The sequence below is a fragment of the Kribbella sindirgiensis genome (assembly GCF_004331435.1).
In the GTDB taxonomy this organism is placed as follows: domain Bacteria; phylum Actinomycetota; class Actinomycetes; order Propionibacteriales; family Kribbellaceae; genus Kribbella; species Kribbella sindirgiensis.
Genome location: NZ_SJKA01000008.1, coordinates 168,176 through 193,263, shown reverse-complemented (window position 1 = coordinate 193,263; position 25,088 = coordinate 168,176). Strand labels below are relative to the sequence as shown.

26 protein-coding genes are annotated in these 25,088 nt (G+C 65.8%); 12 read left to right on the top strand and 14 right to left on the bottom strand.

All coding sequences use genetic code 11. The features are described 5' to 3' along the window. Nucleotides 1–177: 177 nt before the first annotated feature. Nucleotides 178–501 carry a hypothetical protein gene (locus tag E0H50_RS24255; protein WP_131292397.1) on the bottom strand — a complete coding sequence of 108 codons (324 nt, stop codon included), beginning with the start codon at nt 499–501 and terminating at the stop codon, nt 178–180. Nucleotides 502–531: 30 nt separating this feature from the next. Further along, on the bottom strand, nt 532–876 hold the full coding sequence (locus tag E0H50_RS24250) for a hypothetical protein (protein ID WP_131292395.1): 345 nt from the start codon (nt 874–876) through the stop codon (nt 532–534). A gap of 286 nt (nt 877–1,162) precedes the next feature. Here E0H50_RS24250 and E0H50_RS24245 point away from each other — a divergent pair, with 286 nt between their 5' ends. Further along, a complete protein-coding gene (locus E0H50_RS24245; protein ID WP_131292393.1) occupies nt 1,163–2,548 on the top strand; it encodes a helix-turn-helix domain-containing protein in 1,386 nt (461 codons plus the stop codon). Next, a complete protein-coding gene (locus E0H50_RS24240; protein WP_131292391.1) occupies nt 2,545–3,435 on the top strand; it encodes a phosphotransferase enzyme family protein in 891 nt (296 codons plus the stop codon). Before E0H50_RS24245 ends, E0H50_RS24240 begins: the two co-directional genes overlap by 4 nt. Nucleotides 3,436–3,449: 14 nt before the next feature. On the opposite strand, the gene E0H50_RS24235 is transcribed toward E0H50_RS24240, so the two are convergent. From E0H50_RS24235 to E0H50_RS24200, 7 genes are all read right to left on the bottom strand, one after another. Continuing rightward, nucleotides 3,450–4,073 carry a 3'-5' exonuclease gene (locus tag E0H50_RS24235; protein WP_131292389.1) on the bottom strand — a complete coding sequence of 208 codons (624 nt, stop codon included), beginning with the start codon at nt 4,071–4,073 and terminating at the stop codon, nt 3,450–3,452. A gap of 1,267 nt (nt 4,074–5,340) precedes the next feature. Beyond that, a complete protein-coding gene (locus E0H50_RS24230) occupies nt 5,341–7,566 on the bottom strand; it encodes a S8 family peptidase (RefSeq protein WP_165547279.1) in 2,226 nt (741 codons plus the stop codon). Next, on the bottom strand, nt 7,556–8,686 hold the full coding sequence (locus E0H50_RS24225; RefSeq protein ID WP_202868306.1) for an AAA family ATPase: 1,131 nt from the start codon (nt 8,684–8,686) through the stop codon (nt 7,556–7,558). Before E0H50_RS24225 ends, E0H50_RS24230 begins: the two co-directional genes overlap by 11 nt. A 499-nt stretch (nt 8,687–9,185) precedes the next feature. Further along, nucleotides 9,186–10,712, bottom strand: a complete 1,527-nt coding sequence (locus E0H50_RS24215) for a hypothetical protein (RefSeq protein WP_131292386.1) — start codon at nt 10,710–10,712, stop codon at nt 9,186–9,188. Continuing rightward, the gene (locus E0H50_RS24210; protein WP_131292384.1) at nt 10,705–11,205 is read right to left on the bottom strand and encodes a Mov34/MPN/PAD-1 family protein; all 501 of its coding nucleotides are present in this window, start codon (nt 11,203–11,205) and stop codon (nt 10,705–10,707) included. Before E0H50_RS24210 ends, E0H50_RS24215 begins: the two co-directional genes overlap by 8 nt. After that, nucleotides 11,202–11,603 carry a hypothetical protein gene (locus E0H50_RS24205; protein ID WP_131292382.1) on the bottom strand — a complete coding sequence of 134 codons (402 nt, stop codon included), beginning with the start codon at nt 11,601–11,603 and terminating at the stop codon, nt 11,202–11,204. The genes E0H50_RS24210 and E0H50_RS24205 overlap by 4 nt, the downstream gene beginning before the upstream one ends. Before the next feature lie 14 nt (nt 11,604–11,617). After that, nucleotides 11,618–11,935 (bottom strand): hypothetical protein, encoded by a 318-nt coding sequence (locus E0H50_RS24200; RefSeq protein WP_131292380.1) that lies wholly within the window; start codon nt 11,933–11,935, stop codon nt 11,618–11,620. A 218-nt stretch (nt 11,936–12,153) separates the two neighbouring features. On the opposite strand from E0H50_RS24200, the gene E0H50_RS24195 reads away from it, so the two are divergent. The 4 genes from E0H50_RS24195 (at nt 12,154) to E0H50_RS24180 (ending at nt 16,294) form a co-directional block, all read left to right on the top strand. Further along, complete coding sequence (locus E0H50_RS24195) at nt 12,154–12,552, top strand: hypothetical protein (protein WP_131292378.1); 399 nt, start codon at nt 12,154–12,156, stop codon at nt 12,550–12,552. Then, nucleotides 12,549–13,553: a hypothetical protein gene (locus E0H50_RS24190; protein WP_131292377.1), complete on the top strand. Its 1,005-nt coding sequence runs from the start codon at nt 12,549–12,551 to the stop codon at nt 13,551–13,553. Before E0H50_RS24195 ends, E0H50_RS24190 begins: the two co-directional genes overlap by 4 nt. A gap of 826 nt (nt 13,554–14,379) precedes the next feature. After that, nucleotides 14,380–15,249 (top strand): hypothetical protein, encoded by an 870-nt coding sequence (locus tag E0H50_RS24185; protein WP_131292375.1) that lies wholly within the window; start codon nt 14,380–14,382, stop codon nt 15,247–15,249. Between the two features lie 37 nt (nt 15,250–15,286). Continuing rightward, entirely contained in the window at nt 15,287–16,294 is a 1,008-nt protein-coding gene (locus E0H50_RS24180) for an ImmA/IrrE family metallo-endopeptidase (RefSeq protein WP_131292373.1), read from the top strand. A 423-nt stretch (nt 16,295–16,717) separates the two neighbouring features. Here E0H50_RS24180 and E0H50_RS24175 read toward each other — a convergent pair whose 3' ends face one another. Then, nucleotides 16,718–17,401 carry a hypothetical protein gene (locus E0H50_RS24175; protein ID WP_131292371.1) on the bottom strand — a complete coding sequence of 228 codons (684 nt, stop codon included), beginning with the start codon at nt 17,399–17,401 and terminating at the stop codon, nt 16,718–16,720. Between the two features lie 221 nt (nt 17,402–17,622). Beyond that, entirely contained in the window at nt 17,623–18,060 is a 438-nt protein-coding gene (locus E0H50_RS24170) for a hypothetical protein (RefSeq protein WP_131292369.1), read from the bottom strand. A gap of 148 nt (nt 18,061–18,208) precedes the next feature. Between E0H50_RS24170 and E0H50_RS24165 the strand changes: the two genes are divergently transcribed. Beyond that, a complete protein-coding gene (locus tag E0H50_RS24165) occupies nt 18,209–18,502 on the top strand; it encodes a hypothetical protein (RefSeq protein WP_131292366.1) in 294 nt (97 codons plus the stop codon). 11 nt (nt 18,503–18,513) lie between these two features. Beyond that, the gene (locus E0H50_RS24160; protein WP_131292364.1) at nt 18,514–18,921 is read left to right on the top strand and encodes a hypothetical protein; all 408 of its coding nucleotides are present in this window, start codon (nt 18,514–18,516) and stop codon (nt 18,919–18,921) included. A gap of 313 nt (nt 18,922–19,234) precedes the next feature. On the opposite strand, the gene E0H50_RS43090 is transcribed toward E0H50_RS24160, so the two are convergent. Beyond that, nucleotides 19,235–19,393 (bottom strand): hypothetical protein, encoded by a 159-nt coding sequence (locus E0H50_RS43090; protein WP_165547278.1) that lies wholly within the window; start codon nt 19,391–19,393, stop codon nt 19,235–19,237. A 1,124-nt stretch (nt 19,394–20,517) separates the two neighbouring features. On the opposite strand from E0H50_RS43090, the gene E0H50_RS24155 reads away from it, so the two are divergent. The 4 genes from E0H50_RS24155 to E0H50_RS24145 are packed head-to-tail and all read left to right on the top strand — an operon-like array spanning nt 20,518 to nt 23,686. Beyond that, entirely contained in the window at nt 20,518–21,942 is a 1,425-nt protein-coding gene (locus E0H50_RS24155) for an MFS transporter (RefSeq protein WP_165547277.1), read from the top strand. A gap of 37 nt (nt 21,943–21,979) precedes the next feature. Next, the gene (locus tag E0H50_RS24150; protein WP_131292362.1) at nt 21,980–22,558 is read left to right on the top strand and encodes a TetR/AcrR family transcriptional regulator; all 579 of its coding nucleotides are present in this window, start codon (nt 21,980–21,982) and stop codon (nt 22,556–22,558) included. 28 nt (nt 22,559–22,586) lie between these two features. Beyond that, a complete protein-coding gene (locus E0H50_RS43085; RefSeq protein WP_165547276.1) occupies nt 22,587–23,000 on the top strand; it encodes a DUF6153 family protein in 414 nt (137 codons plus the stop codon). Further along, nucleotides 22,955–23,686: a DUF305 domain-containing protein gene (locus E0H50_RS24145; RefSeq protein ID WP_238151176.1), complete on the top strand. Its 732-nt coding sequence runs from the start codon at nt 22,955–22,957 to the stop codon at nt 23,684–23,686. The genes E0H50_RS43085 and E0H50_RS24145 overlap by 46 nt, the downstream gene beginning before the upstream one ends. Nucleotides 23,687–23,762: 76 nt before the next feature. Here the strand turns inward: E0H50_RS24145 and E0H50_RS24140 are convergent, their stop codons facing one another. Together E0H50_RS24140 and E0H50_RS24135 are read right to left on the bottom strand one after the other, a co-directional pair. Next, nucleotides 23,763–24,371 carry a DUF2867 domain-containing protein gene (locus E0H50_RS24140; RefSeq protein ID WP_131292360.1) on the bottom strand — a complete coding sequence of 203 codons (609 nt, stop codon included), beginning with the start codon at nt 24,369–24,371 and terminating at the stop codon, nt 23,763–23,765. Then, complete coding sequence (locus E0H50_RS24135; protein ID WP_131292358.1) at nt 24,368–25,048, bottom strand: molybdopterin-dependent oxidoreductase; 681 nt, start codon at nt 25,046–25,048, stop codon at nt 24,368–24,370. The genes E0H50_RS24140 and E0H50_RS24135 overlap by 4 nt, the downstream gene beginning before the upstream one ends. Nucleotides 25,049–25,088 lie beyond the last annotated feature (40 nt).

Here is a 25,088-nt window from a genome sequence, read left to right as displayed (position 1 = left end):
TCTCGGCGCTTCACCGTGCGCCGCGCTGCGTCCGCTCAGGCGCAGGGGCACCGAGCGGACGCAGCTTCGGGGCCGGAACGCCGCCCGACTCAGTGAGGTGGATCGGGCAGCGCTCCCAGTGGAGTGGCGGAACGGACGCGGGGTGCAGGGGACTTGAGGAGAACGAGGGATGTCCCCTCAGCACGTCCGCTCCGCCGGCTTGGTGGCACTCAGGACCTCGTGGGTGCATTGGCGGAGGTGGTCTCTGATCTGTGCGGGATGCCCGAGTACGGCGAGGTGATGCAGCGTTGGAACGACGAGCGGTTGCCCGTCGGACTCGAGGAGCGATTCGAGAAGGTCGAAGGCCGCGCTGGGCGGTCCGGGTTCCTCGACGTACACCTTGGTGAGCTGGAGCCCGTGCTCGGTCGCGAACGACTTCAGCTGTCGGCGGATCGCGAGGAGCTCGCCGGTATTGCGCACGAAGGACATCGAGATGAACCCGAGGGCTGGGGTCGTCGGCATGTGCACCACTCGTCCTGACGGTCGCGGTGCCTAGCCGCCGACCACGATCGTGATGCCGTTCGACTCGAGGCGCTGTTTCACCGACGACGGGTCGCCCGCGACCTCGAGGTGCTGGACGTCGGGCGTGATGATCATTCGCTGTGCTTCCTGCATCACGATCGCGAGTAGATCGTGGAACGCCTCGGGCGATGTCTCGATCTCCTCGACGTGAATCGCTACCAGTTGAACGCCACGACTCTGAGCAGCGTCGACGACGAGTTTCCGAGCGCTGGCCAGCTCCGAATCGTTCATGAGGAAGTGCTTCCGGATGTAGCCGTACGCCCGCATGGCGTTGCCCCGCTCGTGGTGATCTGTGCCTGAAAGAGTGCTTCTCATCTGTCCTGCCGCCATGTCATTCGTTGCGGCCGGACAGGTCTCGGAGCAGATCAGTGATCATTGCGATGGTCAGCCCCGTGGTCAGGCAGATCACGATGAACAGTGGCGTCGTCATGGTGGGCGTCCTTTGTCAGTGGATGTAACACTCTGTGTCCACACCATGGCGCTGTGACGGTGGCAACCACTACAGGCTGTGCTCATCGAGCCGACCTATCGGCCGGGCCGATAGACGCACCGGATGCGGTCGGGCTAACTTCACAGAGCCGCCTAGAGACAAGGAGTGACGATGACGGCACCGCAGCCGCAGCTCGACTCCTCTTGGTGGGATCACGCGGAGCTGCGTCCTGTCCTGGCGTCACGTGACGTGGCGGGCATCTTTCGCTGGCTGCAGCGGCACGGCTGGAGTCAGACACAAATCGGAGCCCGCACCTGTCAATCCCAGGGTGAGGTCTCGGAGATCCTCAACGGCCGCCAGGTGAAGGCGTACGACGTCCTTGAGCGTGTCGCCGATGCGTTCGAGATTCCGCGCGGACGGATGGGGCTCGCATACAGCTCATCCGGCGAAGGGGAGGGCGACAAGTCGAGTGAACTGACCTGCCACGATCGCCGGGACTTCGCCGGCGCTGTTGCGAGCGTCGCGTTCGGTTCAGTCAATGACCAGGCACGGAAGTGGCTGCCTGAGTTGCCGAACAGTGTGGCCGCGGCACCGGCTGTGATCACCAATTCTGACGTCGAGCAAGTAGCGTCGATGACCCTGGAGTTCCGCAAGCTCGATCAGCGTTACGGCGGGGGAGCAGCGGTTGACGCGGCCCGCGGTTTCTATGGCTACGCACGGCGGATGATCCACTCGGCCGCGGACCAATGCACCCACCGGGACCTCAAGGTGTCTCTGGCGGATTTCAGCAGCATGCTCGGTTGGTCGTTCCACGATATCGGCGATCAAGCAGCAGCCCGACGCTTCCTGATGAACGCTCTCGTCCTCGCCAAAGACGCCGACGAACCCTCGCTCGCCGCTTCCATCCTGTACCGGCTCGGTCGGGTCAGCATGCAAGAAGCGCAACCAGTCGAGGCACTGAAGATGCTCCAGCTTGGCCAGCTCGCAGCACAGGACGCGGGCGATCCGGCCGAGGTCGCACGACTGCACGCGAACGAAGCGCTCGCCTACGCGATGCTCGGCAAGCACGATCACGTCCTCGACGCACTCGCTCGTGCGGAGCATGAGATGGGTCGTGCCGACAAAAGCCGAGTGTCTCCGTGGACGACGCTGTACTTCACGCCAGGCGACTACACCGGGCACCAGGCGCTGGTGTACAACTCGCTGTCGGGCTACGCAAAGGACGAGACACAAGCCCGCGAGTATGCCGTACGCGCCGTCGAATTCGCGCAACAGGCCATCACCGAGTCCGGATCCGACAGATCGCGCCGCAGCCGTACTTTCGACCGGATCATCTTGTCGACGAACCTGCTGCGTACGAACGAACTGGACGCCGGCGTCGAGGTAGCTCGCGATGTGATCAACGAAGCCCAAGTCCTCCGCAGTGGCCGTGGCCTCAGCCGCCTCGCGGAGATCGGCGCCGCAGCTTCACACCATTCCGGTAGCTCCGACGCCTTGGACTTGCTCCACCAGCTCGAATCCGTCCGCACAACCGCGCCGAAGGCCCTCACCGCATGACGAACCTGTCCCCAGAGCTCGACCAGCGGCTCAAACACGCCCTCAAGGGAATCTGCCAAGAAGCAGGCCTTCTCCCGGACGAAGCCGAACTCATCAAGTACACGAACAACGCCGTGTACCGACTGCCCAACCAAGGCGTCGTCGTCAGGTTCGGCGCAGGCGACCTCGCCAGCCAACGCGCCGACCACGTCGCACGAATCGCCACCTGGCTAGAGCAGCACGATGCGCCGGCCGTCAGGCTCGCTCCAGATCTGACCCAGCCCGTCCTGTTCGAGAACTACTCGGCCACCATCTGGCATCTCCTCGAAGGCAGCAACCCCACGTGGACCGGCGCCGCGCTGGCAGCACCACTACTCGGCTGGCACAAACTCGAGCCGATGCCCAACCTCAAACCATGGGACCCCTTCAGCAGCGCCCGCAGCCGCCTCGCCATGGCCGACGGCCTCACCGCCGACGACCACGCCTGGCTCACCGAGCAGTGGGCCAATGTTGAGGCCGACTACCGCGCACTCACTCCGGATCTTCAGATGGGTCTGCTCCACGGCGACGCCTACATCGGCAACCTGCTGCGAGAACCCACGGGCCGCTTCGTCCTCTGCGACTTCGACGGCACGAGCATCGGCCCGCTCGCCTACGACCTAGTCGTAGCCGCCGTCAGTGCCCTCCGCTTCGGCGCGACGCAAGACCACGAAGCCCTAGCCACCACCTACGGCCTGGACGTCACCACACTGTTCTCCTGGCCGACCCTCCGCCGCATCCGCGAATTGGTCCTAGTCACCAGCGTCATCACCGACCTCCGCAACCGCCCCGACATCGCCAAGGTCCACGCGCACCGGCTGGCTACTCTCAGATCGGGCGCCAACGAACTGTGGCATCGATACAAGTAGTTGTACGCACCGGTTCAAAAGAGGGTCGCGGCTGCCCCATCCGCCGCGTTGTTTGTTGCGGCCTTGCCGACTGTGGCATCCAGCAGTTCGGCGAATGTGAGCGGCTCGCGGCCGGAAGACGTCGCCAAATGCGACAGGAGCCGGGCGCAGACCAGCGCGTCGTAGGTCGCTCGGTGCGGCACCAGGTCGGCCGGAAGGCCTCTGGCTAGCCCGAACGCGTCGACGAGCGCCCCGAGCTTGTACGAGTCGCGGCCCGGAAGCAGCCGGCGCGCGAGCTTGAGAGTGTCAACGACGCGAGCGGGTTGGAAGCCCGGCAGTTCGCGGTCGAGCACCGCGAGATCGACGCCGGCGTTGTGGGCAACGAACACCTTGTCGCTCAGTGCCCGGCGCAGTTCTGCTTCGATGCCGGCAACGGCCGGAGCGTCGACGACATGGTCGTCCGTGATCTTGTGGAAGCGTCGCACCATCGGAGTGATCGGCCGAGGCGGGCGAACCAACCAGCTCCGCGGCTGGCCGATCAAGCCGTCCTTGATCGCGACAATCGAGATCTCAACCAGATCCGGTGGCCGCTGCCCGTTGCCCTCGACGTCGACAACGGCGTAGTCGAATGCCGTCCACGGGTCGGCAGGTTGCTCCATTCTTCGTCTCCTACCCTCCGATGATCGTGCCTCCGGGGCGGTCGCGTGTCTGCAGTCCTCTGCAGTGGACGTGTCGAGCTACTCCAAGTCTGCCGCCGCCGGTTGCTCCGGCGCTGCATCCGAACCGGCGCGCGTCGCGGGCAACTGGTGGGGCCACCGCACCCAACATCCCGCTGGACCTGAGCTGCTTCACTGGGCGCAAAGGCCGGGACGGAATCGGTCCCCGTGGCTCGCCAGGCTTGGCCGATTCAGCCCGAATATCCATAGACCCGCCGAGGCCACGGCATCGCGGTGATCAAGCGCTTCTGTGCCTGAGAAAGTGCCTCCCGGAGCGTTGCGTTGGCCTGCTGGAGCTCCGTGACTTGGTGCTGCAATCGGTCGACTTCCGCGAGGAGCACGGTGACGTGATCGGCCTCGATTGCCTCTGCTGAGCGGACTCGCCGACGGCTTCGCCAGTTGCGGAGGCGGCAGCGATCCGAGCAGAAGCGCTGGTCGGATCTGGCCACGGTGTAGGTGTCGCCGCAATGCTCACAGACGTGTTGGCGCGCGCTCAGATCGTGTCCGAACGGAGGTGGTAGGTCATCCATAACTACTCAACGCGCGGCCCGCGGGCGGTTCGAAATACGCGTTGCAGATTGGTGATACGCCTCGGATGCCAGATGTGTGACAGCTTCTGACCTGTGTTCGGCGGTCAGTAATTGAATCCTGGTCTTCCTCGTGGTCAAGGCTCGGGCGATCTGGTTAGACCGCGATTGAGTTCACGAGCGGTGGACGTCCTGGATAAGGTGATCGAGGATCCGGCCCGCCTTCGCTCCGGCGGATCGTGAGTTCGCGGGGGCGGCAGCCGGACATGACGCGTCGTCGCCTCGCCTGCAGCCGCCGCGGGTTGGAGAGCTGGAGCCGCCCGGCGCTGCTAGCGCCTGTCTAGAGCTGTAAGCGGAGCAACCCGTCGCCGCACCCTGGCCGTACGGGTGGCGCGAAGTTTTTGTGGAGAGCTGGTCGTCATGCCGCGGAGCGTCATCCAGATGCTTGAGTCGACGGAGCATCCGCGCCCGCGTGTGGCGGATGGACAGTTGAGAGCCTTCTGCACGACACACATGTGGGAGAGATCCACCAATTCGACTGATCAGTCTCGGGCTGGAGGAACGGAGAACGGGAGTGGGCTCAGTGGTCGACGGCAGGGCTCGGGTCGGCGGCCGACGATGTAGGGAGGCCGGATCCACAGTCCTGCCTTGAACGTAACAATTCGACGTTCGGATCGGTGCGGCTACGTCTGTACCTGGACCGGGATGTCGACGAGGGGCACCAGTGCCTCTAGCTGGCCGGCGTAGAGGGCGCTGACTCGGTCGTACAGGTCGGGTGTCCGTGGTGAGAGCACGTCGACGACCAGGGCGTATCTCATGCGCGGCGCGTGCCTAGCTTCACCACCGCCCTCACGGGCGTTGTAGTGGATGTCGAACACGGGTCGCATGAGGCTTGTTCCGCGAAACCGCTGCTCATGATGCAGGATGGTTTCCCACTTCTGTGCATCCTTGCGGAGGTCATGCTCTGGATCGAATTCCGTGCGTTTGAAGAAGGTATGGGGGGCCGGGTCGACAGCGTCGTCCTTCTTGAACCTCTCCGCGTGTGGGCGGAAGGTGACCTCGAGCCCGGCGCGTGTGTAGTTCCCGGGGTCTTGCGGGTCCACTGGCGTCGCGTAGCAGAAGGTCGCCCGCAGGGTGACAAAGCCAGCCATCGTGGCGGCAGGTGTGGGAATGACGGCTCGCAGAAATTGTCTGGGGCTCAACTCGCCCTGGTAGATGACGCGGACCATGCCGTCGCTGCACACGGCGATCTCGTCGAGGTCGGAAGGTGTCTTACCCCAGCCGACCTCGTGTCGGAGGAGCTCTTGCGGATCGGCAGCGTGGATAAGCAAGGCCTTCAGCGCCAGCGGGCTCAACCGGCTTCCGAAGTGCGCGCGCAGCCCTACGGCCTGGCGCAGCAGGCTCGGCGCCGCAAGGGAGGTCCCGCTGGTACGCGAGAGTGACGGCGCGGAATCGCGGTCGATCACAAGGAACGGTTGTGTTGCGGATCCGCCGAAGTTCAGGAGATCTGGCTTCACGACTCCAGGGCTGCGTCCGGGACCGATGCCGCTGTAGGGCGCGCGCGTCCACCCGGCGCCCGTGCTGTCGGCGGCTCCAACGGAGACGCCGTTCACGCAGTCGCTAGGAACCTGAATGCGCGGCTCGGATGTCGCTCCGGAGTTGCCGACGGCGATGCTGGCAAATGCGTGACCGTCGGCGAGGTGTTCGTCGAGCACAGCGGTCCAGGGATGGACCTCGTCGTTCTCGGTCGGGACATGCGGCCCGAGACTGAGGTTGAAGAACTCGTAGCGGCGGTCACTCAAGACCTTCTGGATGCGACCCAGTACGTCGTACAACTCGAATGGGTCCGCTTCGGTGCTGTCGTCAAGGACACGGAAGTGGTCAACGGTGCAGTAGGGCCGGGTGACCTCCGCTCCGGGTGCGAGCGAGCCGAACAGGAGGGCAGAGGTGACCTCGTGGCCGTGTCCGAGGAAGGTGTCGACTGGTTTGCCGACCCCATCGGTGTCGTGACCAACCGCCCACGGCGCGAGGGGCGACCCGTCAGCGAGGCCTCCATCGAACACGGCAACCCGAAAATCCGGGTCGAGGGGTCCTTCCGTGGGCAAAGTGACGTCGGGAAGGTCAGGAGAGGGCACAGAGCGTTCGATGGGCGTCGCGATGTCGCGCATGCGACTGACCGGTCGTGCGACGCGCAGGAAGGAGAACTGGCTCAGTCCGTCGATCTGATCCACTGATGCGACGACGGGGATGAAGCACAGTCCGCCGGCGTAGAGGCGCATGCCGAGGCGGGCGTCGACTCCGAGCTGGTCAGCGTACTCGGCGAACGCTTCCACGATATATCCGTCATCGCCGGTGTCAGCGGCGTGCAGGACGACCTCAAGGTAGGCCGTCCTGGCTATGCTGTCGCGCGCATCGAGGCCGCGAACTCGCTCAGCGACAGTGAATGGATGGATGTCCTCGATCCGGCGCAGGCCCTCGGGCACCGCGGTGTCCAAGGTGTGTAGCGCCTGGGCGAACGCGTTGAATGACTCGCGCCGTCCGGCGATGAACAGGTCCGTCGATGGTGTGGCGGCGACTTCGTCCTGGCGAGTCCACTGCTCCGGCGTGACCAGAACGGGCCGGCTGCCGACGTGCCACAGTCCGTATTGGTTCAGCAGTTGGGCGGGGAAGTACGACTTCGCCACCGCCTGAGGGTGCATGGTCATCACTGCAACTACCTGTTCGCGCGGGCATGCTGCTGCCGGTAGTTCGTCCAGGCGGTCCACGGTCTCGCCGAGCCGGGGTGCGAGCCGCTCGACAGCCTCCTCGAGCGTGTACGGCGGCTCGGTCCCCCGCCCGCCGGGCGGGGGCGGGACGCGGCCGGTCAGTCGCTCGCCGTAGCCGAGGAAGTATCGAGGCTCACTGGGCATCGGTGCCTCCATCGTCCGCGCGCTTGCGCAGGGTGTCGCGGCTGACGCCGGTCAGCCGCGACACCTGACGCTGGCTCATGCTGGTTTGACTCAGCACACGGGTCGCGAGCTTAATGCGCTCTGGTTGGGAGAGTCGTTCGATGTGGCCCCTCTGGATCTCCAGTAGCGACTCATCGAGGGCCAGGTCACCAATGGCGGCAAGGCGACGCGCGGCCAGCACGTCGCCCTCGAGCGCGCTGAGCGAGCTGCCATCGGAGGCTGCGACCACCATTTCGGTCACCACAGGATCGACGCACTCGTCGGCTAGCAGTTGACGAACGGCCTCGGCCCGCGCGGCGGCGGTCGGCAGCGGGAATTCAAGCACAGCCTCGAACCTGCGCCACACCGCCGGATCGAGGAGGTCGCCGTGGTTGGTGGCCGCGATGAGCAGCGAACCTTCGGGCCAGCGGTCGATCTCCTGGAGAAGTACGGTGACGAGGCGTTTGAGCTCGCCGATCTCGGTGGCGTCGTCGCGCCGCTTCGCGATGGCGTCGAGTTCGTCGAGCAGCAGGACGCAATGGTTGGCTCGCGCGTGGTCGAGCACGCGACGAATGTTGCTGCCAGTGCGCCCGAGGAAGCTGCTCATCACCGAGGACAGGTCCAGTGTCAGCAGCGGAAGGTCGAGAAGTTGGGCAATCCAGCGGGCGGCTAGCGTCTTGCCGACACCGGGAGGACCTACAAAGAGCGCAGTGCGCGTGGGAGCGAGGCCGACGGCGTAGAGAGCTTCGCTGCGGAGGTGCTCGGCAATGATCTGCTGGATCGCGGCGGAGAGCGCGTCGTCGTAGATTGGGCTCACCCGCATCGCGACCGGCTCTTCGCGGCGAAGCAACGGGAGACGGGAGTCGACATCGACCGGGTCGGGCGTCGACGCTGCTGCACCCCGGACTGGGCCTGCCCGAAGGATGGTGACGAGCTCTTCGGCGGCCCGCCCGTTTTCGGTGCGGTATCGGCGCGCCAGCCGGCGGAGCAGGATGGGAGCCGCTGGGCTGTCGCTGGAGGCCGCCAATGCTGCCAGCTGGACGAACTCGTCAACCGCGAGCGTAACTTGGTCCGCACTAGCTGTTGCCTTCTTTACGCTCACGCACGCCACTGTAGTCGGCGCGTATGGACGATCCACAGTTGGACTCACGAAGAATGGTCCACCAAGTCTCCTCAAGCTTCCGCCTTCCGCGTGATTGAAAGTTAAGGGGCCGGTCCGCGCCGCACCGAGACAGCGTTCGGGATGTGCGGTTCGCGACGAGGTCATTCGACGAACCGGTTCTGGACGCGCGCCCAGTCGAGGTAGGCCCGGTTCGGGTTGAAATGGTGGGGACGGGACGGCGGCGTCGTCCGGTTGTAAGGCGATTGGTTCGTCGGCTTCAGAAATGTGCCTTGCCGTTGGGTCTGGGAGCGGACGGCGTTCTCGCTGCGGCCGATCTTTAGACCTATGACGCGGGCCGGTGCGCTCGTCTTCGCCAAGCTGGGCAGTTCGCCCTTGTCGGACGAGGTCTAGGGCTTTTCGTTGTTGCGGGTCGACTTCGGCATGAGGTCCTCCTGCTGGTTGGTGTTGTTCGGCGGGTCTGGGAGAGCCCCGGCGCGACCTAGCTCGCGGTCCTGGTGAAGGCGTCTGGATAGAGAGCGTGCATCCAGCGGGTCCGGATGGCGCGGGCGCATGCACAACGCCCGGTGGTATCGGCAGGGCGGATGTGGACGAAGTCGCCGGGGTAGCCCAGCAGGTCGACCTCTACGCGTCGGTTCACCGAGGCGAGGCCGCGGGCGTATTTGGCGACCTCGGCCGCGAGTAGCACGCCAACGGCCCAGGACACGAACGGCGCCGAGAGCGGGGCAGGCGGCGCAGCGTTCGGGTCGGCTGCGGGAATGGCGGCCTGGGCATAGAGCCGGTTCCGCAGGTCGGCGAGGCGGGCCCCGAGGAGGCCCTGAGCGGTCTCGGGAGTGAGTTTGCCGGCGCTGAGCATCTCGTTGATGTCCTGCTGCTCTAGGCCGGTGTCGTTGTGGAGGAGCTCAACGATCCGCTGCTCGCCGAGACCAGTGAGCTTAGCGTCGGCTGCTGCCTGCGCGAGGGGTGAGGCGGCGGTGACGAAGTCGCAGAACGGGCAGCGGAGCCCGTCGCCGAGGTGTTCGCGCTGGATGTGGAAGCTCAGGGCGCGCACGGCCGCGGACAGTGTCGTGCGGGCCAGGAGGTCTGCGACCTCGTACCGTCCGTCGACATCGTCGACGGACGACACAACGATGCCGTCGAACCCGGGGGCGGGCTGACTCGTCGTCCAATTGCGGATAGGTCCGACGAGGTGGTCGGTGGTGGCGCCGGCGGCCGCGAGGATGTCGCTAACCCAGCTCGCCTTGGCGGTTCGAGCCATACGGTTGGTCGCCGCGGGATAGCGGAACGTGTTCCGGACGGGGTCGAAGTCGTCTCCGTCGACCGCGACGGCGTTCATCCCGGTCAGGTCGTCGCATGCGAGCGCTGCCGCCGCGCTCGAGCCCACCGACCCGCACCCGCCGAATAGCACTGGCGCCCAGACCGGCGGTCCGAGCTTGCTCGCGGGCGCGGACTCGTAGGTGTAGTCGAGCAGGTTCCAAACGAACGTCGGGCGCCGAGGTGCGACGGGCAGGCCGAGCGGTGCGAGCGCGTCGCAGAACAGGTCGGCGGCCACGATGGCGGCGGCGAACATGCCGCCGTACGGCGCGACGGCCATCTCGATGCCGTCCGCCGGGTTATCTGCGAGCGCGCTCGGGGTATCGGTGACAGAGACGGTCCACGCGGCCGGAGCGATGTAGCGGTCGGCGCCTGGGGCGGTGCCGGTACTGATGGTGAGAGTGCACTCCGGCTCGGCCTGCGCGATCGGCCGGACTGCGGCGAGGCTGGTGAGGAGCTCGGAGAGGGTGACGACACCCCATGGGTTGTGCGGCAGGGCTGCGTCACCGTATACGTCGACATGCGCGTGGGTGCGTGCGAGGAGTACGAGCGCGGCGGCGGCCGTCAGGGCTGCCGCGGGCGAGCCGCCGGGGACGATGACGACGCCGACATGGTCGAGCGCCTGCACCGCAGCGACAGCGTGTTCGGGGAGGAGCTCGTCGCTCAGGTCGACGCGGGGGTCACGCTCACTCACTGACCTTCACCCACGTCTCACGCTCGGGGCCTCCTGCCGGAAGTTCGCGCCAGCGGCCCTTCTCGCGCACGTACACCGCGCCCGCGTCGAGCCCGTGCCGTAGCCCGAGCCCGAAGAAAGGCGCGACGATGGAGATGGCGCTCTGATGGGTCAAGGCAGGGTTGTTGTCGTCCGTGCGGGAGTGGAACGCGAGGCCCGGGTGGCTGTGGATGCGCGCCAAGTACCGCTGCTCGGGGCGCAGTGCGGTCAGGAGCTCCAGGTCACCGGTTGGGGTGACCGTCACCGACACGTGCGGGGCCGCGGTCGAGGCCTGGTCGGGAATGACGAGGGTGTCGCCGCGCAGGGTGCTGTTTTCGCTGACGGTGCCGGCGATGAGGGCGGTGCCTTCGCAGCCGTGCACGCCACAGGCCTCGAAGAACGTGCCCGCCTCCTCGAGGACAGCGGCGGTGAGCAGCAGAAGCCGGCGCGTCGGCCGGGGCTTGGTGATGCTCATGCCGTGCACCTCTGGAGGACGTGCTCGATCACATCAGGCACGCGGAGATCGGCGCGACTGGCGTCCCAGCTGTCCGCGGCGGCGGTGTGCCCCGCGTACAGGTGGTACTCCAGCGTGCCGCGCAGACACGTCCACGGCGTGCCAAGGACAGGGTGGTGCCCGCCCGTGGTGATTGGCGGCCACCCCTCCGCGGGCAGCGGGTTGCCCGTCTCGTCGACGAACGACAGCGACAGAGGGCGTCGGTCGTAGTCGGCGCCGGTCAACCGCATCCGGCGCTCGACACCGTGCGCGATGAAGTGAACCTCGACGTTGTTGGCGCCGACGCTGATGTTCGTGACGCGGTCGCCGAGGCGCTCCCGTGCGACGTCCGCTTCGGCCTCGAGGAGGTCTCGAAGCACTCGAGGGTGGAGGCTCACCCGTCAGTCTTCGGCTGCTTGGGGACAAGGGCGAGGCGGGAGTGCTTGCGCACGCCGGCTTCCTCGAGACGGGCGGCGTCGTCGAGGGTGCTCGCGGTGCCGTCGACGATGAGGACGAGGCTGCACTCCATCTGCTCCATCTCGTGGGCGCGCACGAAGATGCGCACGGCCTCGCGCGCAACCTTGTCGACACGGTCGTGGAGGTCGACCTTGAAGGCGCGGGAGGCGTTGTTGGGGGCGGCGATCGTGACGACGACGTCGTGGTCGTGGCCGCTGTTGCCGCCCTGCTCGTCGGGCTTGGCCTCGGTACTCACGCTGGTGGTCCTTCCTGGTTGGGGCGCCGTCTTCGGCGCGTCACATCGACTGGGGATGGCGGACCGCGCCGTCTTGTCCAAGTCCGGCCCGAACTTTCATGACCCGCCTGGGGAACGCCCGGACGGCGGGGAGTCTTGTGGGGCCTCGACAGCGGTTCGGTGCGCCTGCCCGTCTGCTCGGTGGCCTAACATCGGTCGCACGCCTGAAGGCGTGCCGCGTGTCTGGGCCGACCGAGGAGGTGCCAGCGATGTCGCTACTAGGTGTCCCTGTGCGTCGCCCGGCGATCCAGACCGCGTACTGGATGCCGCACGAGTTGTACGACGAGACCGACGACCGAGACCACCCCGTTCTGGTCGTCTCGGTCGACGAGGTGACTCGGATGGCTCAAGTGGTGACCCGTACGAGCAACGTCGGAGCGGGCGGCCCGAGGGCTGTCTCTCACCCGCCGGAGCCGCAGCTCCAGCTAGACAAGCCAGGGTGGTGGCGTGTGTTCAAGCGCCACCACGTGCCGTGGGTGCACTTCGCCGACGAGGATGTAGACGTGCTCGGGAAGATCGACGCCAAGACGTGGGAGAGGGTGCTGCAGGCACTGACCGGGACGGAGGGACCGCTGTGACCGCGCTTGAGGAACTGCGCTCCGGCCAACTCGGCGAGGAGTTCGCCAAGCTGCTGTATCGGCGCGTCCTCATCGTCGGTGTGAGATACCGCTTCCCGCCGCCCAAGGGCTACGCGAAATGGGGCCCGGACGCGGCGCATGAGGCGGCACACGAGTACCTGACGCACGCCGAGAACTACCCGAGGCTGGTCGAGTTGGCCGCAACGGTCAGCGATAACGCTGGCCTGGAGCGGAAGCTCACCGTCATCCTCCGCAACTACATGCGCGCAAGCGGCCGCCGAACGGTCATCGGGAAACTGATCCGTCGACTTCGGGGTCTACTCAAGGACGACGATGGTTTCGTCATCGTCGCCGACGGGGTGCCCGGCGAGGGGAACGCCGCCCTTGTCGACGGTCCCACCGAGCAGTACAGCGGCGACCCGGCGCTGCTGCGTGCCGCAGCCCGGACCGTGCGTGACGTCACCATCGTTCGGTGGGGCGCCAACGTGCCTCGAGAAGGTCCGGTCGCGGACAGGCCCTCGCTGGTCGCTCTTTCGAAGGCCGTGCTCGAGGCTGCCGGTGGGTCACTTCCGTTCGTCGACCTCGCCGAGGTCGTCGCCGCTCGCCTGAGCCTCGACCCCAACAATGTCCCTGGGGCGCTGCCAGTCGAGGATGTCGACGAGCTTGCCGGCCGCGGCGAAATTGACGCGGTTCCGGACGCGTTCTCGCCTGAGGCAGCGATTGGCGCGGTCGGGGTCTCTATGGAGGACGAAGAGATCGCGCGGGCAGTACTCGAGGAGTTCAGCGAGAAGGAAAAGCTTGTCCTGGCGTGGCTTCACCTCAAGGTCCGCGATATCTCCAAGGAGACCGGGCTGGCGGTCTCGACTGCAGGGGCCGTTAGCCAGCGCGTCCGGGACAAGCTCTCACATCGGCTCGCAGGAATGGGCGAGGCTTCGATGGAGCGTATCGCGTTCGCGGTTCGTGACGCTGCCCGAGCGGAGCTTGGTCTTGACGCCCTCTGACGGCCTGGCGCGCCCGTTGTCTCCAAACGCGGTCGCGCTCGTACTGGGGCCGACCCTCGCTGCACGTGCCGGAGACGGCGTCCGCGAAGCGCCATATAAGAGGTGTTCCCGGAGGCGAACTTGGATAGCGGCGACGATGTGGACACCGGACGCGACCGTTGCCGTAGCGGCGTGCACGGAGGCCCGGTCTGCGGATGAGTGCGTTGCGAGTCGTCTCAAAGAGAAGGAACATCGTGTGTGTCGCTGGAAACTGGTTTAGGAATCTTCACAACTGGATTCGGACAGATGCATCTGGTCCGCCACTGGAATGTGTTGTCCACGTCGGAAGGGTTGATGTCAGCAAAGATGGCTTCGCGAACGTCTTCGCAGGAGCGCGGAGAGAGCGCTGGGACAGCATGGCGACGACCCCGACGAGACGCAGACTGCAACCGTGCGAGGGAGGTGAGGGTGGCTACGAATAGGTTGCCCGTCGGCAATGAATGAGCGTCGAAACCGGCTCGGCTCGCCCACCGCAGCCGCTTGGGCGCACCTTGGCGACGCCGAGCTCGCAGGGGTCGCGCTGAGTCAGACGGCCGAGGAGCACCTCGCAGGCTGTCCCTGGTGCCAGCGGCGCCGGCAAGCGATGTCCGCTCAGGACCGCGACGAACTGAGCGCCATGCTCGAGGAGCTGGATGCTCAGCCTGTGTCGTCCGCAGCGCTGGAAGCAGCTGCCGCTTGGTCACTGCCCAGCGAATTAGAGGCCTTGCTTCGAACCGATGAGGCTGGGCGGCCCGACGTCGCCCCGGCACAGCTGTGGCGATTGTCCTGGCGAGGCGAGGACGCACTTGTGGTCGTTCTCGAACGCGACAGTTGGTGGGTCCGCGTTGCTCCGCTGACTACAGACGTAGCCCTCGCGGACGAGTACACCTTCGTCGCCGATGAGAACAGCACCACGCTGCGCCACCCGACAGGCATCTTCCTGCGCGCCGCCGCGACTGTCCCGATGTACACGTTCGCTCGGTTCCTCGGCGATGTCGGCACGGCTGGTAGCGACGATGTGGGCGAGAGTCTTCGCCGGTTGGAAGCTTCCTGCATTAGGCAGGCAGCGCCCCCGGACGGGCTAACGACGGGCTCTCGGCTCGAGCCGGACGACTGGGACAGGCTCGAGGCTTTGGATGCGCTTCATGACCAGATGCGCTGGTTCGAGTCAGCAACCCGCGGCGTCGTCGACAAGTCTGGACTGATCGTCGGAAGAGACGGCGAAATAGAATCGTCGCCAGACGCAGTCGATGCGAGTGAACTGCTGAAACGACCCGGCGGGACTCTCGGAGAAGTCATGGCCGCTACGCACATAGAGGCTGTACGGCTGCAGGCGCTCAAGACTGGCCGCGCCAAACCAACGCGCGACGAGCGAGCGGTTCTGGAGCAGTATTTCGGAGTGCCCGTGAAGACCGCCCATCCGCCGAAGAAGCGCCTGGCGTTGCTTGAGGTCCTCTCGCGCCCTTCGCACCGAGACGACTGGCTCGAGTGGCAGCAACAAATTGATGCGTTGGACGTCGAGGTTGAAGACGCCCTGGTCCCGTTCATGGAGCACATGCTTGAGGCATCGCCCGCGATGCGGAGCGGCGTCACTCGCTCTGTCCAACCCGAAGAGGAGTGGAGTTTGGACGAGTGGCGGCGATGGTGGGAAGAGCGCTTCGCACTTCGTCGCAAGTAGCATCCTTGAGTCGGGGTAGGGCGCCCCGCAGCGTCCGATGAGTCGGCAGGCGGCGCAGCTCGCCGAGCTGTTGCTTGAGCAGGTTCGCTCCGCTGGAGTCGTCAAACTTGAGGAGCTCAGTCGTGAGCCGCGAGGGGCGCTTCAGGCAGACTCGTCCATTCAAGTCACGTGGGTTCCTGCTGAGCGTCTGCCACCGGCTTGCTCGATCGCAGCAACATACGACTCGTCGACATCTCCGGCCAGCATCGCCGTCGCCGAGGACGCGTCGTTCGGGCGTCGTCGCTTCAGCCTTCTCCACGAGTACGGGCACCACCTCTGCAACCAGGTCTTCGCGGTGCTCGAAGAGCTCTTCGCCCATCCACGCGCCGCAGAACTGGAGGAGAAGGTCTGTGACGCGTTCGCGTCCCGCGTTCTCGTGCCGGAGGCCGCACGTGAATTGGCATTCTCCGACGGAGTCACTGCCCGCGCCGTGGTCGACCTGATGGAGGCATGCAGTGCGTCGGCTCAGGCGGTAGCGGTCGCTGCTGCAGAGTCGATGAGCGAACCCGGATACGTGGTGCTCCTCAATCCTGCAGGCGCCGCGGAGTTCGCTGCACGGTCCGGTGGCGTGTTCCCGGCCCGCCGTGGGGCACCACAGGCGGGTTTATTGAAACGGGCGGCTGCAGGTGCGGTGGTCCGCGGAGTTGCTCATCTCGACCTCGGAGGAGGGTCGACCACGCGCGAGCTGAACATAGAGTCCGCCGTGGCACAAACCTGTGTGGTCGCCGTGATGGTCGACGGACCTGCCCCGTGGATGCAGTTCAGTGCCGGCCGAACCGCGTACTCGGCTCCGAACGATGGTTGGTGCGACAACTGCACTGCGGCGTTCACCACATACCAGGCCGCATGCGATTCCTGCGGTGACCTCAAGTGCCCAACGTGCGGCGCCTGTGGGTGCGGGTGCAAAGCCATCGCCGGCGAGCGCCGATGCACCGGATGCTTCATCGTCCAGCCTCCAAGAGCCTACGAGAGCGCAACTGCGTCCAGGTGCCGAGACTGCGACTAACCAGGTGGAGCGACGCGCGCTGCACCGGTCGCCACACAGCGCCTTTCGTCGCACGTCGGCAACGGCCCGTCATCGGCATGCCAGACGTTGCACCTCACGCGGCGCGCTGCCAGCAGTTGACGCCCGCTGGGCGGGCGGAGACCAGCACTACTACTCGCCGTAGCGAGCCAATGGGGTGGTCCGGTAGCTCGGTGGGCTCTAGTGTCCTCAGGCATCGTCACCGCACTGATCGGGGTGGTTGGTCCGTTGGCAGGGGCGACTGCTATCGATGGCCTGCCCCTGGACCCGAGGGGCGCACACTGCCTCGTTCCGACGGGCCTCGCTACACGGAGGCGCGAGTCGGAAGGTGTGGGTTCGGCGGGACATAACCCGAGCCTAAGCCTCGGGCTGCGGATCCAGGTGGCGCTCCCAATAGGTGGGTCGTCAGTTATCTGCGGAGATGAAGCGTAGGAAGCGGCGTCCCAAGCCAGTCGTCTGGCGGTTGAAGCCGCGGAGGTTCTCTGCGGGGTGCGACGACCCTCTCGAGCTAATGTCGACGAGAAGACTGGTGCCAACCAAGTCTGATATCAGAAGCTCACGCCATCCCATGTTTCCTACGAACTGGGGTACAACCTCATCGAGCAGTGCCTCGAGGCTCAGTGTCTGAGGGCCATGTTTGCGCCCGAGACGGAAGGCCGCGCTGCGGGGGTCGTCGAGCACCTTGAGTAGGACGATGTGGGCGGCCGAGAATTGGTCGACCAATCGGAAAAATCTGGCTTGCTCGCCAACTTGCGGGGCGTCTGGCGCGACCGAGTTCGCAACGGCGTTTCTCAATGCCTCGAGCTTTTCCCCTTCATGCGTTGCCTGTGCAGCCCTTGTGGCGTTGACGAAAGCGTCAAGGAAAACCTCACTGTCGAGGAGGTTGTCATATCTCTCTGCGAGGTCGTTCACTACCTCTGTGATTACCTGCCGCCACGCATCGAGTCGCCTGTTGTACGGTCCCTCCATCAGATTCTGATACCAAGCTGCGGCGACACCGCCCACTACAGGAACCGAACTGAGGCCACCGGCGAGAAGCTTGTCCGTGAGCGCTGCGCGAGGCGTCCCTGGCGGGTGCTGGACCGTCATGGCGGACCATTATGGCGTAGCTTCTGGATGCGGTCGAGCGCTCGCGCGATATCGCTGAGGCGTAGAACGGAAGCCCGGCACGTGTCCCTCCGGTGGAGACGGGTCCGTGTAGTGCTCCCTCCGTTCGGCGCCTGGACAAGACGGACCGGACGCTAGCGTGACGTATCTAAGACGCACTGTCGGCGCGCTTCTGGGAATGCCGACACGTTGGCGATCCGACCTCATTGCTTCGTGTTGGGTTTGCCGTGCCGGCTGGGACTTTCTGCCGACTTGGTCAACGGTGCTGTGACTTGGCCGTATCTCGGTTCGAATGTGCCGAGCGACGGTGACCGGCGGTCGAGGGCATATGCTCCCTTGATCGCAATGGCGATTGCCGACAGGTGCTCGCGGGCGCGGCGGATGGTCAGCGGTGATCGACTCTTCTTGTCGTCGAAGGCCGGGACAGACTCCGACATGTTGTCTATCGCGAGCACCAAAGGGCTGTCGGGAAGCAGTTGTAGGGCGAGTGGCATGTAGCGTGCGATCATGTCGTAAGTAATGTTGTCGACAGGTTCCGAGGCCTGGTCCGCGGAAAGTTCGCGCCATTGCTGGCACCATAATTCGCAGACCTGAACGAGCTCTGTGGCTTGTCGGCGCGTCGCATCGTCAAGCTGAATCATCGCGCGCGCCCGTGGCCGAGTGTCGGGGCGCCGTCTGCGCTATCTCCTGACCTGGCCATGTAGGCATGGTCCGCGTACGCTTTTCGTCACGTCAAGTTGCTTGGACCAAGGGGCGGTCGAGTTGTCTGATACAACGATCGGGGGCAGGGTGGCGCGCGATGACCCGCTGACGCGAGGAATCGCGATGGGGGTTGCGCGTCTGGAGCGGTATGGCGTCGTCGCTGAGTTGAACGATGTCGAGCTGGCCACGCGGCAGGCGGTCGACGTTATTGCGAGATTAGACGTTCCGTCCCGTGGCGCCGAACTTCTAGCTGAACACATCGTCATCGCGACCATCATGAGAGTGGTGAACAACGAGGGTCCGCTCACGGCCGACGAGATCGACGCATACTTAGCGGCGGCCGGCCCTTTTTTCAACAGCTTCTGGCATGACGATCTCTGAGGTCGGTGAGGATGGCAGCCACCGGCACATTTGAACGTCAGAGCGAGAAGTACCAGCGCCGTGCACAGCTGTGTACTTATCTCGCTGGAGGATTGGCCGGGATCGCACTGTTTGGCGCGGGAGACGTTGGCAACGGCCTCTTCTCAGATGTCAAGCCGTTCTACCGCGCGGTATTCTTCACCTTGGCTTTCTCTACCGGCGCGTGCCTCGGGATGTCTTACAGCGGGTTCCAGTGGGCTGCAACCGTGCTTCGGCGATTGGCCGATGACGGTGTCTTCAGGATGACTGATCCATATGATGCGGTGACCTACCCTGCTCCGATGCGCACGGAGTTCACGTACCGTATCGGCTCCGTCCTGCTCTGCCTGACGGGGGCATGGCTGCTGGTCACTGCCTGGATCGACGTCGCTGCGGGCTAGCTGTACCTCCAGCAAATCCGGTCGGGGTTTGTCTGGCGATGAACCGCAGGTCGAGGGGGACTCCTGTGGATCGACGGTCGACAACACATGCCTGCGGTTCAAGACGGCTACCGACCGCGTCGTTGCCGTGGGTGGGCCTGCTCCGTCACTAAGACGGCGACAAGCGATGGGTGGTATCGGTCGCCATCGGAGTGATCGGCCGAGGCGGGCGGACCAGCCAGTTCCTCGCTTGCGCGATCAGGCCGTCCTCGATCGCGACAATTGAGATTTCGACCAGGTCAGTTTGGTCGCTGTCCGTTGCCCTCGACATCGACTACGGCGTAGTCGAACTCCGTCCACAGGTCAGTAGGTTGCTCCACTGCTCGTCGCCTCCTCCGATGTTCGTACGGCCGCGCCGGTCGACCTGTGCGTCCTGCGCTGCGGACGTGTCGATCAACTCCAAGTCTGCCGCCGCCAGCAGTTCCGCGGCCACCTACGGACCATCTCATCGAAGCGGCCCGTCCCCCGTCAATCAGTCAGTCCTGTTCCCTCGACAACCCGTGTCAAAGACTGGGACCTGGACCATACCGGCGCCCAGCGGACCACCAGCCACCGCAGACGACGCCTGGACCACGATCCAGTCGGTGGATCGAGGCTTAGCCGACGCGGGCTACACGCTGCGTTGTCGCTTCCGTGCCGGTCACATCAGCAGCATGACCACATCTCGCTTCGAACGGTCATCCGGGCCGGTTCGTCTGGTGGTTCTGCTCCGTCGCTGGATCCCAACAAGTTGCCATGGGCAAGGTCTTGCTCCGTCACAGCTCCGTGAGACGCTGGCGAACGATGATCACCGCCGATCACCGATGAGAGACAAAACCGCAGGTCAGGCCCGACTTTCAGTCCTTCTGGCCGAGATTGCCCGCGAGCTGAAATAGATCTACACCATCTTCGAAGGCACCTCCGAATTCAGCGCCTCGTTGTCGCCCGAGCCATCTCCGGCATGCGCATCAGGTGAGCGGACGCTCCCTGTCTTTTCTTCGAACGGTGGCCTGTCGCAGGATGACCGGGTGGCTTGTCCGTTCGTGACGACGGCGTGCGGCGTGGGCGCGTCAGCGCTGTTGGTCCAAGCAACGGCCAGCGATGCGCGCGACGGCGATCCAGCTGGCAGCTGTGACGGCGAACGAGGTGCCGGCCATGACGCGAAACGGCCTCGATCGATGGCCGAACCGCGGGCGGCGCGAAAGCGAGTGCGTTGGTCCAACAGCCGATCGCCAGCGGAACGGCGACGGAACGTGGCAAGCGTGGCAGGGCGGCGCCGGTAGCGGTCACGGGGCCGCCCATCATCACCAGGTCCAGGTGTAGCTGACGGATGGGCCTCGATCCCTAGCTGACTGGTGAGGCCCGACCTGTAGGTCGCTGCGGCGTAAGGGAATCCGGTCAAAGCCCCGACGGCGATCTGCACCAGCCCGGACACCACCGGCCCGTTGACGACCCGCTTCTCATGCGGCGCGGCCGAGTTGCTCATGATCACTCCTCTTGCCTTCTGTACCGGGGTAGGGTATCAAGTAATCTATACACCAGTGTCAAGGTTAGGGGAGCGTGATGAATCACCCGCAGATGCACGTGGAGACTACGGACGGGGTGGACGGGCGGCGGTGGCTGACGTTGGTGCTGCTGGCCTTCGCGCAGTTCATGCTGATCGTGGACATCACGGTGGTTCAGGTCGCGTTGCCGAGCATCGGCGATGACCTCCGCCTGGAGCGGGCCGCGCTGACGTGGGTCGTCACGACGTACACGCTGGTGTTCGGCGGGCTGATGATCTTCGGTGGCCGGCTGGCCGACCTGCTGGGTGCGCGGCGGACCCTGCTGGCAGGGCTGGTGGTTTTCACGCTGGCGTCGCTGGCCTCCGGTCTCGCGCAGAACGCGGCCGTGCTGATCACCGGGCGCGCCGGCCAGGGGATCGGGGCGGCGTTGATGTCACCGGCTGCGTTGTCGATCCTGACCGCGACTTTCCATGGTCGTGAACGCCATCGTGCGCTGGGCATCTGGGCTGCGATCGGTGGCGCCGGCGCGGCGATCGGCGTACTGCTGAGCGGGCTTCTGACGGCAGGCCCTGGTTGGCAATGGGTGTTCTTCGTGAACGTGCCAATCGGTGTGGCAATCCTCGTCCTCATCCCGCGTCTGGTAGGCCCGGACCGGTCGCGTGAACGGCAGAGCCTCGACGTACCAGGTGCGCTGCTGGTGACTGCTTCCACGGCGGCACTGATCTACGGCCTGGTCCACGCAGGCGATGCGGGCTGGGGATCCACGGGAACGCTGGCGGCCGTCGGGGGAGCGATCATCGGGTACGGCGCTTTCGCGCTGACGGAGGCGAAGGCCGCCGCACCGCTGATGCGGCCGCAGACTCTGGCCCGTCGCCCGGTCGTGTCGGGGACGTTTCTGATGCTGCTCGCGACCGGATTGCTCCTCGGATTGTTCTTCGTCACCTCGCTGTACTTCCAGCACGTGCTGCGTTTCAGTGCGCTGAAGACAGGTCTGCTGTTCCTGCCGGTCGCGATCGCGATCACGATCGGCGCGCAGCTCGGCGCCCACCTGATCAGTCGTGTGGGCGGTCGAGTCATCGCGGTGGCGAGCTTCGCACTGGTCGCGGCGGGTGCAGCGATGTTGACTCAGATCTCACCGGGCGACGGCGTGGCCACTTCGGTGCTGCCCGGATTCGTGATCGCCGCGCTGGGCGTCGGCCCGGTGTTCGTCACCGCGACCACGACGACGCTGGCGAACGTGCCCGCGGCGGAGTCCGGCGTCGCGTCCGGGGTGGTGAACACCTTCCACGAACTCGGCGGCAGCATCGGTGTCGCGGTCGTCTCGACGATTGCCGCCGCCAGCCTGTCGTCGGCCGGAACACCGGACCTTGGCGGCTTCACCGATGCCTACCTGGCCAGCGCGATCGCCGCGGCCGGCGCTGCAGTGGTCGCGTTGGTGCTGGTTCCGGCGGGCAAGCCGCAAGCGGTGGCCGGCCATGGTCATGGCCATGGCCACTGATTCGTCGTTGTGGCGCAGCGGTTCGTAGGCTTCGAGGATGGCCACTGACCAGCGTCGCCGCCGGGCGGACGCCGAGCGCAATGCGGACACCGTCCTCAGCGCCACTCGCGACCTCCTCGTCGGCGGCACCGTGCCGACGATGAGCGAGGTCGCGAGCGCTGCCGGCATCACCCGGATGACGCTGTACGCGCACTTCGCGACCCGCGAGTTGCTGGTCGAGGCCGTCGTACGGCGGGCCATCGCGGAGACCGACGATGCGCTGACAGCGCTCGAGCTCGACACGTTCGACGTCGACGAGGCCCTGGATCGCCTGGTCCGTACGTCGTGGCCGATTCTCGATCGCTACCGCAAGGTGCGGGTCGCGGCGGTCGACGTGCTGGGCCCCGCTGCACTGCGGGAGCAGCACGATGCGGCGTTCCGTCATGTCGAGCAGTTGATCGCACGTGGCCAGCAGGACGGTATCTTCCGTGTCGATCTGGCCCACGACTGGCTGGTCGCCACGTTCTACGCCGTGCTGCACGCAGCCGCCGACGAGGTCGACGCGGGCCGCCTCAGGTCGGAGGCGGCTCCACCCACGTTGGTCTCCACGCTGCGCTCGCTGCTTCACACCCGGTGAGGACGGGGTGCCGACTATGGTTGGCGGCGTGACTGCCGGCGGCTGCGGGATGAGATCGGGCCTGGGGAGGGCTCTGACTGTCATCTGTCTGCTCGCCGGGGTGTTCGCGATGCATGGACTGACCAGTCAGCATGACGCGATGCTGGCAGTTCGTCACACGCTGTCCGGCCAGGTTGGCGTTGCGCATCATGCCGATAGTCCAGTCACCGTGGGGACTGTCGGCGCCTCCGTCGTCCCGGTCTCCGATGCTGATTCCCACTCGGAGGACCTCTGCCTGGCAATCATGACGGCGCTGGCATTGGCGTTGGCCGGCACCGCCGTACGGCGCTTGATGGCAGCCGCAAGCAACCGAGACTTCTCGGCCCTGCCAGGCCTGCACCCGCCGAACAGGCCGCCGTGGATCTCACCGTCCTTGTCGAAGTTGTGCGTGCTGCGCATCTGACTCGTCAGGTGTTTCGCACAGTTCCCGCAGGTTTCGACAAAGGAATGAAGACGATGCGACACCCAACTTGGACCGGTGCTGCCTCTGCAGTCCTGGTTCTCGTCTCCGCCGTCGGTCTGGCCGGTTGTGGCGACGATTCGGCTGCGACGGCCGGGGCCAACGGTGCTGGGAAAGGCACGACCTCGGCGGGCGCGTCCGCTCCGGCCGCCGACCACAACGAAGCGGACGTGGCCTTCGCCTCGCACATGATCCTGCACCACCAGCAGGCCTTGCAGATGTCCGGAATGGCCAAGTGGCAGGCCACGAGCGCCCAGGTCAAGCAACTCGCCGCGGCGATCACGACGGCCCAGGAGGCGGAGATGAAGCAGATGTCCGGCTGGCTCACCGGCTGGGGCGAGCCGGTTCCGGCGGCGTCGCACAGTGGGCACGCGATGGAGGACGAGATCCCCGGCATGATGACCGAGGACGAGATGCACGAACTCGGCAAAACCAAGGGCAGCATGTTCGACCGGGTGTGGATCCAGATGATGATCAAGCACCACCTGGGGGCACTGACCATGGCGAAAGCAGAGCAAACAGGCGGCAGGAGCCCGGCAGCGACCACACTCGCCAACAGGATCACCACAGCCCAGACTGCAGAAATCGCCACACTGAACCGCCTACTGGCCCAACTTCCCACTGCTTAGCCCAACGGCGGTCGGCGGGCGCCTCCAGCGCTTGGTGATCGCCAGGGTTATCAAGCCCGGCCGTCGTCGTCGCTCGTCAGTGGTGTTGTGACCAGGTTCGTTCGAAGTGTCGCATGAGTGCCGGATAGACGATCGCATAGCGGAATGGCTTGATGAAGGCCATGTATGCCTTGCCGAAGGTGCCGCGGGGTTTGACGTAGACGGTCATCTGCGCGCGGTAGCGGCCGCTTCCCTGGTCGACCCAGGCCAGGTGCATCACGCCGTACATGGTCCGGTTGGAGATTTCCTCGGCGAGCTCGGTGTCCGTGCGGTACAGCGGCCGGAACGGCTTGTCGGTGAACGGCGATGCTGGGGACGTGTCGCGGAGGTCCTCGGGGAGCCGCACGAGCAGCGATGGTTCGCCGGTGCCGGGAACGGGTGGCCAGGCGCCGGCGGCGTCTGCGGATGTCGAAATGCGCCCCAGTCCGAACGCGCGTCCGAGCAGATCGCGAATGCCCCACAGCAACCGCACCGGCAGCGGCGCGGACGCCGGAAAGTCGAGGGAGTCCTGCGCCTGGATAACGGCTGGAAAGTCGTGCGCGCCGCCCTCGGCGGGAAGGGCCCAGACGTCCTCGACGTCGAAGTCGGGCACGATGTCGTCGATGATCCAGTGCTGGGTCTTCAGCACATCGTTGGGGAGTCTCATCGGTCTTGCGTTCCTTTCGCGCAGAGGGCGCGGATGGGGCGGATCAGCGGACGGTAGAACGGCCGGATCAGCCATCCCGGGATGTGGCCGTGGCGCTCCTCGTGCCGGACCCGAGCCCGGGGATGGCCCTCGATCAGCCGGCCGATGATGCTCCGATCGAGGCGATGTGCCGGCAGCGCGGAACACACCTCGACCTGGCACAGGTGCTTGATGCTCATGTAGCCGTACTGGGCAGGGCTGACCAACCGGATCGGCGCGCCGTGGTCGCCGCCGAGCAGGCCCCCGTTCACCCGGTCCGCGAGCAGGACGTCGTCCGCCAGCGCGTCCTGCAGTTCGACCACGGAGCTGATCCCGTCCAGACCCACGAACGCGAGGTGGCTGACGGAGACCTCCGGGTCGAGCGCCGGCTCGACGAAGGCGCGAAAGAAATCGGCGAACCGCACCCCTTCCCACTGCAGGTCGGTCGCCGTCCAGCCTGAGACGCAGTGGAAGTCGGCGACGACCTCGCGCCGCGGCAGCGTGGCGAGCTCCGGCAGCCGCACCTCAGACGGCTTGCGCACCACGCCGCTGATCGCGATCACCGGATCGTCTGGCACCGCGGGTGGCGGCCGGTGCAGGTGCGTGCCGAATCGCGGGAACCCCTCGACGCTCCGTTGTCCGGGCGGAAGTGGCACCATCACAATCCTCCTTCACCGACCGACGGTCGGTCACCGACTA